The organism is Micrococcus sp. Mcc89 (assembly GCF_024519795.1).
Taxonomy (GTDB): domain Bacteria; phylum Actinomycetota; class Actinomycetes; order Actinomycetales; family Micrococcaceae; genus Micrococcus; species Micrococcus luteus.
The window spans coordinates 1-15,094 of record NZ_JALJRI010000105.1 but is presented as its reverse complement, the minus strand read 5'-3'; the positions used below and the strand labels follow the sequence as shown (position 1 = coordinate 15,094).

Sequence of the window (15,094 nt, the reverse complement as noted above, 5' to 3'; positions counted from 1 at the left end):
CAGCAGTCCCTCCCGGGACCACAGATCAGATGTCAACCAAACTCACGGCAGACCCAACTCCGCGTAGAGAACAACCGGCCCTTCGAGATGCTCCTCGACCCCGAGGTCAACGCCAACGCGCTCAACTGGACCCACAACGACGACGAGGCCCGAACCCCAGCCAACGATTCCATTGGCAAGGATTCGAGCCTTGTGCGCGGGGTGGGCCCTGCGGGGATCGAACCCGCGACCGGCGGATTAAAAGTCCGATGCTCTGCCAGCTGAGCTAAAGGCCCTCACCCGCGGCCGACGACGACGGCGTGCGGCCGACGACGGCGACCCTCACGGGTGCCCTCCGATGGTAGCCCAGGCGTCCGGGGCACTACCGTGGACGGGGCCGCCGCCTCCGGCGACCACATCCCCACCCCGATGCGCCCTCGAAGGGAGCCCGCCCATGGCACGTCACCGCCTGCCCGCCGGCCGCGGCGCCAGCTCGAGCGCCTCGGGCGTGCTGCGCCCGCACCGGCCCCGCCTCTCGGAGCCGCAGGAGCTCACGCACTTCGCCGGCGGCGAAGACCCGCAGGAAGTGGCCGCGGCGGCCTCGCGCCTGGCCCACGCCCTCGTGGCCGGCGGCCGCGCGGAGGAGGACCCGGCCGTCGTCGAGCGGCTGGTCGGGCTGGTCCGCGAGCTCGGCGTCGAGACGCTCGCCGAGCTGTGGGCGGACGCCCCGCCCGTCTCGCTCGCCGGCGCCCTGTGGCGCCTGTACGCGCTCCAGGAGGCGACGGCCCGCGACGGCGAACGCTGGGCCGCCTGGTACCGCGCCGGGCACGCCGCCTACGCCTCGCGCGTCGTGGCGGGCGCCGTCGAGCCGCCGGGGCCGGCCGAGCTGCGCCGCCTCACGGACACGATCCTCACGGGCGCCTACCGCTCCGAGATCGACGTCGCGTTCGAGCGCGCCGCGGCCTACGCCCGCGTCGTGGCCCTGGGCCAGGTCGAGCACGCCGAGGGCTCCGAGGCCGCCGCCCCGGACCGCGCCGCCGCCCTCACCCGCCGGGCCGCGCGCCTGGTCAGCACCGCCGACGCCCTGGAGGCGGCGGGTCGAGCGTTTCGGGACGGATCGCTAGACTGAAGGGGACGGCGCCGGGCCGCTGGTAACCCCGGGCTCCAACACATAGCCGCTGCGAGCGGCCTTCCGCCGAGAGGCGTTCCCGGTCCGGCGTCGTCGTCGACCCCTTCGCCACCCGTCGACGAGAGAGCGACCGCTGCCCATGTCCCCCCGCATGCCCTGGCTCGTCACGCGCGACACCCCGGCGCTGCGCCACATGGCGGACCTCGCCGAGGCCCTGCACCGGTCCGTGCATCTGGTGGCCCAGGTCGCGGGGACCCGCGGACCCGAGGCGGACCGTGCCGCCCGTGAGCTCGAGGAGCTCGACTCGTCCTCGAGCGCCACCCTCATGGCCTTCCTCACCGCGCTGCGCAGCGCCTACGTGACTCCGCTGCCCCGTCAGGACCTCTACCGGCTGGCCAGCGGCGTGCACGCGACCACCCGGCGCGTCGTGTCGGCGGGCGTGCTGATCCAGCGGGCCGACCTCGAGGAGCTGCCGACGCACGCCCTCGACGTCCTCGAGACCGTGGGGCGGCAGGCCGAGCTGCTCGCCCGCGGCGCCGCCGAGATGCGCGACCTCGACGCCCTGGAGGCCACGTGGATGCAGCTGCTGCGCGCCTCCCGCCGCACGGAGCGGATCATGGTCGAGTGGCTCGCCGATCTCGGCATGGACCTGCTGCAGCGCGACTACAACCGCCAGCGCGAGGTCGCCTGGGCGCTGCACGCGGCGCTCGAGGCCCTCTCCCGCGTGAACATGGACCTGGGCATGGTGCTCGTCCGTGAGTCCTGAGCCGGTGGAGGCGCCGTGACCGCGGGGCTCGCCGTCGTCCTCGTTCTGCTGTGCGCCGTCGGCGCGCTGATGGGGTTCCGCGACGCCCCCAACGCCGCGGCGTTGCCTGTCCGGTACCGGGCGCTGACCCCGCGCGGGGCCCTCCTCCTGACCGGAGCGGTCAACACCGTGGGCGCCCTGCTGGGCATCGGGCTCATCACGCTGAGCGTGCACTACTTCACCTCGCCCGCGGTGCGCAGCGAGATCGGCCCCCTGGCCGTGGGCGTGTCCTGCGCGGTGACCCTCGCGTGGGGTCTGCTGCTGTGGTGGCGGCGCCTGCCCGGCTCCAGCACGCACGCGCTGATCTCCGCGCTGGCGGGCAGCCACCTCGCGGTACGTCTGAGCCTGGACGTCGACGTCGCCCACACCATCTTCGACCTCGTCCGCGCCGAGGTGCTGCTCAGCCTGCTGCTCTCGCCCCTGATCGCGTGGGCGCTCGCCCGCCTGCTCACCGCCCCCGCCATGCGGCTCGCCACCCGGGGCACCACGGTCAACGTCCAGCACCGGGCCCGCGTCGCGTTGGGCATCTCCGCCAGCGCCATGGCCATGGGCCACGGCCTGCAGGCCGGTCAGCGCATGGGGGTGCTGTGGGCCGCCGTGCTGGTGGGGTCCGGGTCCGTCCTGGCGCCGGACGCCCTGACGGCCGAGTTCGTGGGGGGCGCGTTCCTGTTCGCCTTCGCGGTCGGGCTCGGCACGCTGGGTGGCGCCTGGCGGATCGCCTGGACCCTCACCGAGCGTCTCGTCCGCCTCGACCCCCTGCGGGCGTCCGTGGCCGCCGTCATCCCCGGGGGCCTGCTGTTCGTCGGCTCCCTGGTGTTCCACCTGCCCCTGTCCTCCACCCACACGGCGACGGCGGCCATCGTGGGCGCCGGCCAGACGCAGACCTACGCGTCCGTGCGCTGGCCCACCGTGCTGCGCGTGGTCGGCTGGTGGGTGCTCACGCCGGTGGCCTGCGCGCTCCTCGGCCTCCTCGGCACGCTGGCCCTCGTCCCGCTGGCCTGAGGCCGCGCCCGACGACGACGCCCGGCCCCGCAGACGCCGCGACCCCGCCCGGCGTGCGGCCGGACGGGGTCGGGGACGGAGCGCGGGGCGGCTCAGCCGAAACGGCCGGAGACGTAGTCCTCGGTCTGCTGGCTCGAGGGGTTGTTGAAGATGACGTTGGTGTCGTCGTACTCGATCAGCTTGCCGGGCTTGCCGACGCCCTGGATGTTGAAGAACGCGGTCTTGTCCGCCACGCGCGCGGCCTGCTGCATGTTGTGCGTGACGATGATGACCGTGTACTCCTCCTTGAGCTCGTTGATCAGGTCCTCGACGGCGAGGGTGGAGATCGGGTCGAGCGCGGAGCAGGGCTCGTCCATGAGGATCACGTCGGGCTGCACCGCGATGGAGCGGGCGATGCACAGACGCTGCTGCTGACCGCCGGAGAGGCCGGAGCCGGGCTTGTCGAGGCGGTCCTTGACCTCGTTCCACAGGTTGGCGCCGCTCAGGGACTTCTCCACGAGCTCGTCCGCACGGGACTTGTTCAGGCGGGTGCCGTTGAGCTTGTAGCCGGCCAGCACGTTGTCCCGGATGGACATCGTGGGGAACGGGTTCGGGCGCTGGAAGACCATGCCGATCTGGGAACGGACGCGGACCGGGTCCACACCGGGCCCGTAGATGTCCTCGCCGTCGAGCAGGAGCTGGCCGTCCACGGTGGCGCCGGGGAGCACCTCGTGCATGCGGTTGATGCTGCGCAGGAAAGTGGTCTTGCCGCAGCCGGAGGGGCCGATGAAGGCGGTGACGGAGCGGGGGGCGATGTCGATGTTGACGCCCTCGACGGCCTTGAACTTGCCGTAGAAGACATCGACGTCGATGGCCTGGATGCGCTTGGACATGAGTGGTTCTGTTCCTTCGTGGAAGTCTCTGGGGGGGTGCGACGGGGCCGGGGCCGGCCGCCCGGGGGATTCCGGGCGGCCGGGCCTCACCGGCCCTTCTTGGGGGCGAACGCCTTGGCGATGAACCGTGCCGCCAGGTTGAGCAGCATGACGATGGTCACGAGCAGCAGGGCGGCTGCCCAGGCGCGGGCGGTCGAGGGGTCCGCCGCCGTGGGCGAGGTCGGGGCGACCAGCTGGCGGTAGATGTACACCGGCAGCGCGGTCATCCAGTTGTCGAACGGGTTCCAGTTGATGCTGGTGGCGAAGCCGGCCGTCACGAGGATCGGCGCGGTCTCGCCCGCCACGCGGGCGATGGCCAGGGTGACGCCGGAGGCGATGCCGGAGATCGCGGTGGGCAGGACCACCTTGGCGATGGTCTGCCACTTGCGCACGCCGAGGGCGTAGGCGCCCTCGCGCAGCTCGTTGGGCACCACACGGAGCATCTCCTCCGTGGATCGCACGACCACGGGGATCATCAGCACCGAGAGGGCGATCGCGGCCGTGAGGCCCATCTGCACGGACTGCAGTGCGGTGGACTTGCTGCCGGTGACCAGGGTCAGGACCCACGTGATCGCGGCGTAGGCGAAGAGGCCGGCCACGATCGAGGGGGTGCCGGTCATGACGTCCACGAAGAACACGATGGCCCGGGAGAACCAGCCGCCGCGGCTGTACTCCACCAGGTAGATGGAGGTGAGCATGCCGATCGGCACGGAGATCAGGGTCGCGATGATCGTGATCACGACGGTGCCGATCAGGGCGTGGCCGAAACCGCCCGCGAGCCCGCCGGCGGGCTTGCCGTCCTCCACCCACGCCGAGTCGTCGATGCCGGTGATGCCCGTCATGTCGTACGCCATGATCTGCGGGTTGGCGATCAGGGTCGGCAGACCGGCGGAGAGGACCGACCACAGCACGGAGACCAGCGGCACCAGGGCCACGAGGAACGCCAGCCACACGAGGTTGCGGCACAGGCCGTCTGCGGCGCGGCGCCGGTTCTCCATCACGCGGGTGGCCACGTAGAGCCCCGCGATGTAGAGGATGGCGGCGATGATCACGAAACCGACGACGTTGAAGGCGCCGCTGAGCAGCACGGTCAGGCCGGCGGCGACGACGGCCGCGGCAGCTGCGACGGCCATCCAGGTCCAGCCGGGCTTCTGACCCTCGGTCAGGGAATGACGCCGCGGCGTCACGCTGTCCTCGGTGGCCCGGGGAGAAGTCGAGACAGTGCTCATGTCAGTTGGCTCCCGAGAATTCCTTGTGCTTGTTCACGATCGCGCGGGCGATCATGTTCACCGCCAGGGTGATGATGAAGAGCATGAGACCGGCAGCGATCAGCTCGTGCAGGCGCATGTTGAACGCCTCGGGGAAGTTGAGCGCGATCTCCGACGGGATCGTCTGGTTCCTGCCGGACTCCACGAGCGACCAGGAGAAGACACCGCCGGAGAGCACCATGGTGACCGCCATGGTCTCGCCGAGCGCGCGGCCGAGGCCGAGCATGATCGAGGAGATGATGCCGGCCCGGGCGAACGGGAACACGGTCATCTTGATCATCTCCCAGCGCGTGGCGCCGAGGCCGAGCGCGGCCTCCTCGTGGAGCTTCGGGGTCTGGGTGAAGATCTCACGGCAGAGCGCGGTGATGATCGGCAGGACCATCACGGCCAGCACGACGCCCGAGGTCAGCAGGGTACGGCCCGTGGTGGTGGCCGAGCCGCCGAAGAACGGGATGAAGCCCAGGTTCTCGTTGAGCCAGCCGTAGATCGGCACCATCAGCGGAGCGAGCGTCAGCCAGCCCCACACGCCGTAGACCACGGAGGGGATCGCGGCCAGCAGATCGATCACGAAGCCCACCGACTGCGCGATGCGCGGGGGCGCATAGTGCGAGATGAACAGGGCGACACCGATCGCGACCGGGGTGGCGATGAGCAGAGCGATGATCGACACCATCACGGTGCCGGCCATGAGCGGCCACACGTACTGGAAGAAGGAGTCCGCGGACACGAGCTCCGCACCCGGCTGCAGGGCAGGCCATGCCTCCGTCAGGAGGAAGACCGCCACGAAGGCGAGCACGAGCAGGATCAGGACGGCGGCCGCCAGGGCCCCGCCGGAGAGGAGCTTGTCTCCGGCGGCTCCGCGGCGGGGGCCGCGCAGGCTGGACGGCTTCGGTGCCGCCTCGTTGGTGGTTGAGGACACAGTGCCTTCCCTCAGATCGACGTGCGTGGTGATGGACGGGCCGCGACGAACGAGAGCCCTGACGCGGCTTCAGCCGCCGGGCCCGTGGGGCCCGGCGGCCGAAGCGGCGGCGGGTCAGCCGACAAGAAGCGACATCAGCCCTTGACCGAGATGGCCTCGATGCGCTCCATGGCCTTCTTGCGGGTGTCCTCGGAGATCGGGGCGTTGCCCGCGGACTCCTCGGCGGTCTTCTGACCGTCCTCGGACACGACGTACTCGGCGAAGGCCTTGACCTGGTCCACGGTCTCCTGCGACTCGTACTGGTTGCAGTAGATGTGGTAGGAGACCAACACGACGGGGTACACGCCGGACTCGTCGGTGGCGCGGTCGAGCTCGATCGAGCCGTCCTCCTTGGCCTCGGACTTCTCGACGGTCGCGGCCGCGGCCTCGGCGGAGTACTTCACATACTCCTCGCCGACCTTCACGGACACGGTGCCCAGCTCGCCCACGGCGGAGGCGTCGGCGTAGGTGATGGCGCCCTCGGTCTGGGAGGCCAGGCCCACGACACCCTTGGTGCCCTGGGCGGACTCGGCGGTGATGTCGGACGGCCAGGTCTCGACCTCGTCATAGGACCAGGCATCGCCGGCGGCCTCGGTGAGGTAGGCGGTGAAGTTCTCGGTGGTGCCCGAGTCGTCGGAACGGTGCACGACGGTGATCGGGGTGTCGGGCAGCTCGACGCCCTCGTTCTGCGCGGCGATGGCCTCGTCGTTCCAGTTCTTGATCTCGCCGGAGAACACCTTGGCGATGGTCTCGGCGTCCATCTTGACCTCATCGACGCCCGGCAGGTTGTAGGCCACGGCGATCGGGGAGATGTAGGCCGGCACGTGGAACGCGCCCTCGTCGCCGCAGTTCTCCTTGGCGGACTCAGCCTCCTCCTCCTTGAGGGCCGCGTCGGAGCCGGCGAAGGAGGTGGCGCCGGCGAGGAACTTCTCACGACCGGCACCGGAGCCGTCCGGGGAGTACTGCACGGTCAGGTTCGGAGCGGTCTCGGTGACGCCCTGGGTCCAGGCGGTCATGGCCGCCTCCTGCGAGGAGGCGCCGGCGCCGACCAGGTTGCCCTGGACCTCGGAGGTGGTGCCCTGCTCGCCCCCGGCGGAGCCGGAGGCATCGGAGCCGCCGGCGGAGCCGGAGGCATCGGAGCCGCCGTTGCCGCTGTCCGCGGAGGAGCAGGCGGTCAGGGCGATGGCGGCCACGGACAGGAGGGCGGCGGAGCGGCCGAAGCGGTGAGCCTTCACGAAGAGCCTCTTTCAATCGGATGACGACGGTGAGGGCAGAGCGTCCGGCTGGCCCGGTTCTGCACCGCACCCGACCGTACGGTCCAGAGGTGAATCGAGTGCTCGGCCGGGGTGAACAGATGGTGAACGGGAGCGGCATTCGCAGGAATGAGCTGTGCCGTGGGTCACAATGCTTGGTTGAGCCTCGCACGGCGGGGGCTCCGCGGCGTCGGACTAGGCTGGCCGCATGACGGACCGCTTCGCCACCGCCACGGGCACGGTGCCGATGGTCGACCCCCAGACCCGCGGGGAGCGCCTCGGCCGCTTCCTGCGTCGGCGCGCCCGTGCGGGTTGGTCCCGCGTCCGCTCCTCCGTGGGCCAGGCCGCCCTCGTCGCGGTCTGCGCGGTGGGCGCCTATTGGTTCGCGGAGACCATCCTGGGCCACCAGCAGCCCCTGTTCGCCTCCACCGCCCTGCTGATCGCCCTCGGCTTCCAACGGGAGCCGAAGCTGCGCAAGGTGGCCGAGGTCGCCGTCGGCTGCACCGTCGGCATCCTGATCGGGGACCTGCTCATGGTCGGGCTCGGCCGCGGCCTGTGGCAGGCCTCGGTGGTCGTGTTCGTGTCCGTGATGGTGGCCCGGTTCCTGGACTCCGGCGCCACGTTCACGATGCAGATGTCCCTGCAGTCCGTCCTCGTGGTCCTCCTGCCCATCGGCGCGGGAGGGCCGTTCGTCCGCAGCCAGGACGCGATCGTGGGCGGCGTCCTGGCCCTGCTCGTCACGTTCCTCTCACCCCAGGACGTGCGACGCCCCGCGGTGCGTCAGCTGGGTGGGCTCTACAACTCGATCGCCACGGTGCTGCGCGACCTCTCCCGGGCCCTGCGGGACGACGACTCCCGCACCGCGTGGATGGCGCTCGTGGCCAGCCGCGGCACGCACACCACGCTGGAGGCGCTGCGCAACGAGCTGCGCGTCACGCATGAGCAGACCGTGTTCAACCCGCTGCACCGCTCCTCGCGCTCCTTCGTGGACGACGCGGTGAACGCGGCGGATCGCTCGGACCTGGCGGTGCGCTCCCTGCGGATCGTGGCCCGGCGGGTGGTCTCGGTCCTGGACGAGGGCGTGTTCGACGACGACGACCGCGAGCGCCTGGCCGCCTGGTTCGACGACGCCGCGGACGCCGTCGAGATCCTGCACCGCTCCCTCGTGGAGCCGCAGGCCGAGGGCCGCCACCGCTCGCTGTCCGTGGCGCGGGACGCCCTGGGGGCGTCCGCGTCCGCGCTGGACCCGCACCAGCTGGGCGGCGGGTCCGTGCACGGCGAGGCGCTCGTGATGCTGCTGCGGCCCATGATGGTGGACCTCATCGAGGCCACGGGCGCCGAGCACGACGAGGCGCGGGCCTACCTGCCCCGCGTCTGAGCCCGACGGCGGCGCGCGGCCCCGGCGGTCGACGTCGGGGCCGCCCGCGGGCCGGCTAACGCGTCCGCCCCGGCTCCTAGAGTGGGCGCATGGCCACCAAGACCGCCCCGAAGCGTGCCCCCGGATACCGCTGCACCGAGTGCGGCTGGACCACCGTGAAGTGGGTCGGCCGCTGCGGGGAGTGCCAGTCGTGGGGCACGGTCGAGGAGATCGGGCTGACGTCCACCACCGGTCGCACGCGCGCGGCCACGGTCGCGGAGGTCGCGCCGCGCATCGCGGACGTGGACGCCACGCTGGCCTCGTTCCGCTCCACGGGGGTGCGCGAGCTGGACCGCGTGCTCGGCGGCGGCCTCGTGCCGGGCGCGGTGATCCTGCTGGCCGGCGAGCCGGGCATCGGCAAGTCCACGCTGCTGCTGGACGTGGCCGCCCAGACGGCGCGCGGCGCGGGCGGCGGCGGCCCGCGCTCGGTGCTGTACCTGACGGGCGAGGAGTCGGCGGCGCAGGTGCGCTCTCGGGCGGACCGGATCGGGGCGATCGCGGACACCCTGCGTCTGACGGCGGAGACGGACCTGGGCCGGGCGCTGGGGCAGATCGAGCGGACGGACCCGGAGCTGGTGATCGTGGACTCCGTGCAGACGCTGCAGTCCACCGAGGTGGACGGGATCGCCGGGGGCGTCAGCCAGGTGCGCGAGGTGGCGGCCAGCCTCATCCACACGGCCAAGGAGAAGGGGATCACCACGGTCCTGGTGGGCCACGTGACGAAGGACGGGACCATCGCGGGCCCGCGGCTGCTCGAGCACCTCGTGGACGTGGTCTGCCAGTTCGAGGGGGACCGCCACTCACGGCTGCGCCTGGTGCGTGCGGTGAAGAACCGCTTCGGGCCCACGGACGAGGTCGGCTGCTTCGACCTGCGGGAGGACGGCATCGAGTCCCTGGACGACCCCTCCGGTCTGTTCCTCTCGGGCGTCTCGGAGCCGGTCGAGGGCACGTGCGTGACGGTGACGCTCGAGGGCCGGCGCCCGCTCGTGGCCGAGGTGCAGTCCCTGCTCACCCCGTCCGCCGGCGGCAGTCCGCGCCGCACCGTCTCCGGGGTGGACGCGGCGCGCGTGAACATGCTCCTGGCCGTGCTCCAGCGCCGGGCCCGTTTCGCCCTCGCCCAGGACGACTGCTACGTGGCCACCGTGGGCGGCGTGCGGCTCTCGGAGCCCGCCTCGGACCTGGCCGTGGCCGTCGCCGTGGCCTCGGCGAAGCTCTCGGCCCCCGTCCCGCAGGGGATGATCGCGGTCGGCGAGCTCGGGCTGGCCGGGGAGGTGCGCCCGGTGCCCGGCATCGGGCGACGGGTGCGCGAGGCCGCGCGGCTGGGCTTCACCCGCGCCCTGGTCCCCCGCTCCCCCGAGTCGCTCGGGGACGTCCCGGCGGGCTTCACGGTGGCGGAGGTCGGCTCGATCGGCGAGGCCCTCGCCACGATCCCCACGTGGACGGGCGGCGGCCCAGCCACGCATCCGGACGCCGGCCCCGGCCGCTGACGGCGCACCCGGTTCAGCGAGACGGCGACGGCGACGGGTCGGTGGTCGTCGCCGGTGCCGCGGACGGCGAGGCCGACGCCGGGGACGGCGAGGCGGACCCCGACGGGGAGGCGGACCCCGACGGGGAGGCGCTGCCGCTCGAGGAGGGGGTGGCCGAGGAGCCGCCGTCCTGGGCCCCCGGGGCGAGCTCCTCGAGGATCTTCAGCGCCACGGGGCGGGAGGTGACGTCGCCGAGGCTGACCGTCAGCAGATGGGGCCCGGGCTCGGCGAGAGCGCCGAGGCGGCCGCAGTCCTGGCTCGAGGCGCGGCCAGACCAGCGGTACACGGCGGTGAGCTCCTCGTGCGGGTACAGCACCCGCTGGGCCTCCGCGGGGTCCGCCTGGCAGATGCGGGTGGAGAAGACGTCGTCGCCCTCGACCGTGCGGATCGTGAACTCCTGCCGGGCCGTGCCCACATCCGTGCGGCACGGGGTCGAGGAGAGGTTCGTGATGCCCAGGCGCAGCTCGGCCTCCTCGCCCCGCTGGTACTCGGACCGGTCCGCGGAGGCGGCGATCCGCAGGTCCGAGCGCTGGCACTCGGCCGCGTCCTCGACGGCCACGGTGGGCGAGGCGGAGCCGGACTCGGCGTCCGTGGCCGGGGCGGGCGACGGGGAGTGCACCGGCGTCGGGGCGGCGGAGGGGGCGGCGTCCTCGGAGGAGAAGGCGCCGATCCCGGCGCGGACGAGCGCCACGACGGCCCACCCCACCAGGACCAGGAGCACGAGGGCGAGCAGGGCGGCCACGAGCCGCCGGCGGCGGTAGACGGCGGGGGACGGCTTCGACCCGGGGGAAGTCGGACGAGACGGCATGCGATCCAGGGTAGGCGGCGGCGCACCCTACAGTGGACGCCATGCCCGCGCCCGCCCCCCTCGTCCCGCCCACGGTGGACGTGCCGCGCCTGCACGACGCGGTGCTGGGCTGGTTCGCCGTCCACGCCCGAGACCTGCCCTGGCGCAGCCCGGACTGCTCCCCGTGGGGCGTGCTCGTCTCGGAGATCATGCTCCAGCAGACGCCGGTCGTGAGGGTGCTGCCCCGCTGGCGGGAGTGGCTGGAGCGCTGGCCCACCCCCGCGGACCTGGCCGCCGCCCCCACCGCAGACGTGCTCACGGCCTGGGACCGGCTCGGCTACCCGCGCCGGGCCCTGCGCCTCCAGGAGGCCGCCCGGGCCGTCGTCGAGCGCCACGACGGCCGGGTGCCGGCCGACCCCGCCGCCCTGCGCGCCCTGCCCGGCGTCGGCGAGTACACGGCCGCGGCGGTCGCGAGCTTCGCGTTCGGCGTCCCCGAGACCGTCGTGGACACCAACGTGCGCCGGGTGATCGCGCGCGCGGTCGCGGGTGAGGCCCTGCCCGGCAGGTCGCTGACCCGCGCCGAGATGCGCCGCGCCCAGGCCCTCATGCCCGAGGACCCCGCCCGCGCCAACGCGTGGAACGCGGCCGTCATGGAACTCGGGGCCCTCGTCTGCACCGCCCGCTCCCCCGCCTGCGACCGCTGCCCGCTGGCGGAGACGTGCGCGTGGGTCGCAGCGGGCTCCCCGCCGCCGGTGGAGGTGCCGCGCGGCCAGGCCTGGGCCGGCACGGACCGTCAGGTGCGCGGGGCCGTGATGGCCGCCGTCCGCGAGCACGGGCGCGTGGCCGAGGCGGAGGTGCCCGCCGTCGTCGTGGCCGGGGGGCGGCTCGGGTCGCACCGCCCCGACGACGCGCAGTGGGCGCGGTGCGTCGCCGGGCTCGTGTCGGACGGGCTGCTGGCCCGGGACGACGACGGCGGCCTCACCTTCCCGGACTGACCTCGCCGGGGCACGGGGCGGCCCGCGGTGCGGCGGATCAGAGGCGGCGGATCATCCGCGTGTTGCCGAGCGTGTTCGGCTTGACCCGGGCGAGGTCCAGGAACTCGGCGACACCCTCGTCCGTGGAGCGCAGCAGTTCCGCGTAGACCTCCGGGTCCACGACGGACTGGTCCGCCATCACCTCGAAACCGTGCCGGCGGAAGAACTCGACCTCGAAGGTCAGGCAGAAGACCCGCTCGACGCCCACGGCCCGCGCACGGTCCAGCAGCTCCTCGATGACCAGGTGCCCGACGCCGGCCCCCCGGTGGGCCTCCGAGACGGCGAGGGTGCGGACCTCGGCGATGTCCTGCCACATCACGTGGAGGGCGCCGAAGCCGGCCAGGGTCCCGTCCGCCTCCTCGGCGACCACGAACTCCTGGATGGCCTCGTAGTAGGCCACAGCCTCCTTCTGGAGCAGCACGCGCTCTTGCGCCAGCGGCTCCACGAGCGCCTGGATGACCGGCACGTCCTGGGTCCGCGCCGAGCGGAGGGTGAGGGGGCGGTCGGCAGGCATGGGGTCCAGTCTAGGCACGGACATCCCGACCCCGGACAGACGGGAGCCCCCGTCCCGGCGGACCGGGCGGGGGCTCCCGCGGCGTCGACGGCAGGCTCAGGCCTGCTGCTCGCCCTCGTCCCCGGACAGGAACTTCTCCTGCGCGCCGTCGACACCCTTGTTCACGGTGTCGCCGTGCTCGCCGAGCTTGTCGCCGTGCTGCTCCTGAGCGTTGTCCACGGCCTCGTCGATCTTGTCCGAGTGCTGGTTTGCGAGGTTGTTCAGGTCACCGATACCCATGGGCGGCCTCCTTCTTCTCGGGGCTGCTCCGCAGCCGTCCCGGCGAGTGCCGGGCCGAAGCGGAGACAGGACCACCGTCGAGCGGTCACAGACCACAGTGGCACCGATCCCGCCGCGAGGGAACCCCTCTCGCGTCTGCGGGGAGGCGGGCCGGTTCAGCGGTCCTTCGCGAGGCCGTCCTTGATGCCGGCGGCGGTGTCGCGGACCTCGGCCCCGACGTCCCCGCGGGGGCACGACGACGGCCCGCCGCCTCCTCCCGAGGGGGAGGGGCGACGGGCCGTGGCCACCGGACGCGCGGTCCGGCGTCGTGGGTCAGGCCCCGCGGGTCACGCGGAGCGGTCGGCGTCCACCGGATCGCCGGCACCGGGCTCGAGCTCGGCCAGGTCCGCACCCTCCAGGGCCTCCCGGCCGCCGGAGAACGTGAACGTCAGCTCGGCGCCCTCCCCCTCGCCCGTGGCGTCCACGGTGATGAGGGAGCCGGCCGGGATCTCACCGAAGAGGATCTTCTCCGAGAGCTGGTCCTCCACCATCTGCTGGATGGTGCGGCGCAGCGGGCGGGCGCCCATGGCCGGATCGTAGCCGCGGTCCGCGAGCAGATCCTTGGCGGACTGGGTGAGCTCGATGGACAGATCCTGCTCCGCCAGGCGCTTGCCGAGGCGGGAGACGAACAGGTCCACGATCTCCACGATCTCGTGCTTCTGCAGCTGCGGGAACACGATCACGTCGTCCACACGGTTGAGGAACTCGGGGCGGAAGTGCTGGCGCAGCTCCTCCTTGACCTTGCCCTTCATCCGCTCGTACCCGGTGGTGGTGTCCGTGGCCGACTGGAAGCCGGTCATGACGCCCTTGGAGATGTCCCGGGTGCCGAGGTTCGTGGTCATGATGATCACGGTGTTCTTGAAGTCCACCACACGGCCCTGCGAGTCGGTCAGGCGACCGTCCTCGAGGATCTGCAGCAGGGAGTTGAACAGGTCCTGATGGGCCTTCTCCACCTCGTCGAACAGCACCACGGAGAACGGACGGCGGCGGACCTTCTCGGTGAGCTGGCCGCCCTCCTCGTAGCCCACGTAGCCGGGAGGGGCACCGAACAGACGCGAGACGGTGTGCTTCTCCTGGAACTCGGACATGTCCAGCGTGATGAGCGCGTCCTCGTCCCCGAAGAGGAACTCCGCGAGGGACTTGGCCAGCTCCGTCTTGCCGACGCCGGTGGGGCCGGCGAAGATGAACGACCCCGAGGGGCGGTTCGGGTCCTTCAGGCCCGCGCGGGTGCGGCGGATGGCGCGGGACAGGGACTTGATCGCCTCGTCCTGGCCGATCACGCGGCGGTGGAGCTCCTCCTCCATGTTGCGCAGGCGGTCCGTCTCCTCCTCGGTGAGCTTGAACACCGGGATGCCGGTGGACTTGGAGAGCACCTCGGCGATGAGGTCCTCGTCCACCGTGGCGACGTCGGCGTCCGCGCCGGTGCGCCACGCCTGCTCCTTCTCGCGACGCTCGTCCTCGAGCTGCTGCTCCTGGTCCCGCAGGCGGGCGGCGCCCTCGAAGTCCTGGCCGTCGATGGCGGCCTCCTTCTGGGTGCGCACCTCCGCGATCCGGGACTCGTAGGCCTTGATCTCCGGCGGGACGGTCATGCGACGGATGCGCAGACGCGCTCCGGCCTCGTCGATCAGGTCGATGGCCTTGTCCGGCAGGTGCCGGTCGGAGACGTAGCGGTCCGCCAGGCCGGCGGCGGCCTTGAGCGCGCCGTCCGTGATGGAGACCTTGTGGTGCGCCTCGTAGCGGTCCCGCAGGCCGCGCAGGATCTCCGTGGCGTCCTCGACGGACGGCTCGGCGACCTGGATCGGCTGGAAGCGGCGCTCGAGCGCGGCGTCCTTCTCGATGTGCTTGCGGTACTCGTCCAGCGTGGTGGCGCCGATGGTCTGCAGCTCACCGCGGGCCAGCATCGGCTTGAGGATGCTGGCGGCGTCGATCGCGCCCTCGGCCGCACCCGCCCCGACGAGGGTGTGGATCTCGTCGATGAACAGGATGATGTCCCCGCGCGTGCGGATCTCCTTGAGCACCTTCTTCAGGCGCTCCTCGAAGTCGCCGCGGTAGCGGGAGCCGGCCACGAGCGAGCCGAGGTCCAGCGAGTAGAGCTGCTTGTCCCTGAGCGTCTCCGGGACGTCGCCGCGGTCGATCGCCTGGGCCAGGCCCTCGACGACGGCGGTCTTGCCGACGCCGGGCTCGCCGATGAGC

Annotated in this window: 14 protein-coding genes and 1 tRNA gene; 6 read left to right on the top strand and 9 right to left on the bottom strand. The window is 72.5% G+C overall.

Annotated elements, in window-relative coordinates; genetic code table 11:
- Window positions 1–202 precede the first annotated feature (202 nt).
- Window positions 203–275 (bottom strand) — tRNA-Lys (locus NR072_RS09875).
- 158 nt (window positions 276–433) lie between these two features.
- Between NR072_RS09875 and NR072_RS09870 the strand changes: the two genes are divergently transcribed.
- The 3 genes from NR072_RS09870 (at window position 434) to NR072_RS09860 (ending at window position 2,915) form a co-directional block, all read left to right on the top strand.
- Window positions 434–1,108 (top strand): hypothetical protein, encoded by a 675-nt coding sequence (locus NR072_RS09870; RefSeq protein WP_256837066.1) that lies wholly within the window; start codon window positions 434–436, stop codon window positions 1,106–1,108.
- Between the two features lie 139 nt (window positions 1,109–1,247).
- A complete protein-coding gene (locus NR072_RS09865) occupies window positions 1,248–1,874 on the top strand; it encodes a hypothetical protein (RefSeq protein WP_036314859.1) in 627 nt (208 codons plus the stop codon).
- A gap of 15 nt (window positions 1,875–1,889) precedes the next feature.
- Window positions 1,890–2,915 (top strand): inorganic phosphate transporter, encoded by a 1,026-nt coding sequence (locus tag NR072_RS09860; protein ID WP_256837064.1) that lies wholly within the window; start codon window positions 1,890–1,892, stop codon window positions 2,913–2,915.
- Between the two features lie 92 nt (window positions 2,916–3,007).
- Here NR072_RS09860 and pstB read toward each other — a convergent pair whose 3' ends face one another.
- The 4 genes from pstB to pstS all read right to left on the bottom strand — a co-directional run bounded on the left by pstB (window position 3,008) and on the right by pstS (window position 7,287).
- Window positions 3,008–3,787: a phosphate ABC transporter ATP-binding protein PstB gene (pstB, locus tag NR072_RS09855; protein ID WP_250162026.1), complete on the bottom strand. Its 780-nt coding sequence runs from the start codon at window positions 3,785–3,787 to the stop codon at window positions 3,008–3,010.
- 86 nt (window positions 3,788–3,873) lie between these two features.
- Entirely contained in the window at window positions 3,874–5,055 is a 1,182-nt protein-coding gene (pstA, locus tag NR072_RS09850; protein ID WP_256837062.1) for a phosphate ABC transporter permease PstA, read from the bottom strand.
- Window position 5,056: 1 nt separating this feature from the next.
- Entirely contained in the window at window positions 5,057–6,013 is a 957-nt protein-coding gene (gene pstC / locus NR072_RS09845) for a phosphate ABC transporter permease subunit PstC (RefSeq protein ID WP_049147798.1), read from the bottom strand.
- Window positions 6,014–6,147: 134 nt separating this feature from the next.
- On the bottom strand, window positions 6,148–7,287 hold the full coding sequence (gene pstS / locus NR072_RS09840) for a phosphate ABC transporter substrate-binding protein PstS (protein WP_063189973.1): 1,140 nt from the start codon (window positions 7,285–7,287) through the stop codon (window positions 6,148–6,150).
- Window positions 7,288–7,513: 226 nt separating this feature from the next.
- Here pstS and NR072_RS09835 point away from each other — a divergent pair, with 226 nt between their 5' ends.
- Together NR072_RS09835 and radA are read left to right on the top strand one after the other, a co-directional pair.
- On the top strand, window positions 7,514–8,683 hold the full coding sequence (locus NR072_RS09835) for an aromatic acid exporter family protein (protein WP_060974249.1): 1,170 nt from the start codon (window positions 7,514–7,516) through the stop codon (window positions 8,681–8,683).
- Between the two features lie 89 nt (window positions 8,684–8,772).
- Window positions 8,773–10,209: a DNA repair protein RadA gene (gene radA / locus NR072_RS09830; RefSeq protein ID WP_256837058.1), complete on the top strand. Its 1,437-nt coding sequence runs from the start codon at window positions 8,773–8,775 to the stop codon at window positions 10,207–10,209.
- A gap of 13 nt (window positions 10,210–10,222) precedes the next feature.
- Here the strand turns inward: radA and NR072_RS09825 are convergent, their stop codons facing one another.
- Entirely contained in the window at window positions 10,223–11,056 is an 834-nt protein-coding gene (locus tag NR072_RS09825; protein WP_256837057.1) for a hypothetical protein, read from the bottom strand.
- Between the two features lie 41 nt (window positions 11,057–11,097).
- Here NR072_RS09825 and NR072_RS09820 point away from each other — a divergent pair, with 41 nt between their 5' ends.
- Window positions 11,098–12,030, top strand: a complete 933-nt coding sequence (locus NR072_RS09820; RefSeq protein ID WP_206452208.1) for an A/G-specific adenine glycosylase — start codon at window positions 11,098–11,100, stop codon at window positions 12,028–12,030.
- A 37-nt stretch (window positions 12,031–12,067) separates the two neighbouring features.
- Here NR072_RS09820 and NR072_RS09815 read toward each other — a convergent pair whose 3' ends face one another.
- The 3 genes from NR072_RS09815 to NR072_RS09805 form a co-directional block, all read right to left on the bottom strand.
- Window positions 12,068–12,583, bottom strand: coding sequence for an amino-acid N-acetyltransferase (locus NR072_RS09815; protein WP_206451333.1), 516 nt, complete (start codon window positions 12,581–12,583; stop codon window positions 12,068–12,070).
- Between the two features lie 96 nt (window positions 12,584–12,679).
- Complete coding sequence (locus NR072_RS09810) at window positions 12,680–12,862, bottom strand: Rv0909 family putative TA system antitoxin (RefSeq protein ID WP_041104640.1); 183 nt, start codon at window positions 12,860–12,862, stop codon at window positions 12,680–12,682.
- A 326-nt stretch (window positions 12,863–13,188) separates the two neighbouring features.
- The coding region (locus tag NR072_RS09805; RefSeq protein ID WP_256837056.1) for an ATP-dependent Clp protease ATP-binding subunit at window positions 13,189–15,094 on the bottom strand (1,906 nt) is incomplete at its 5' end.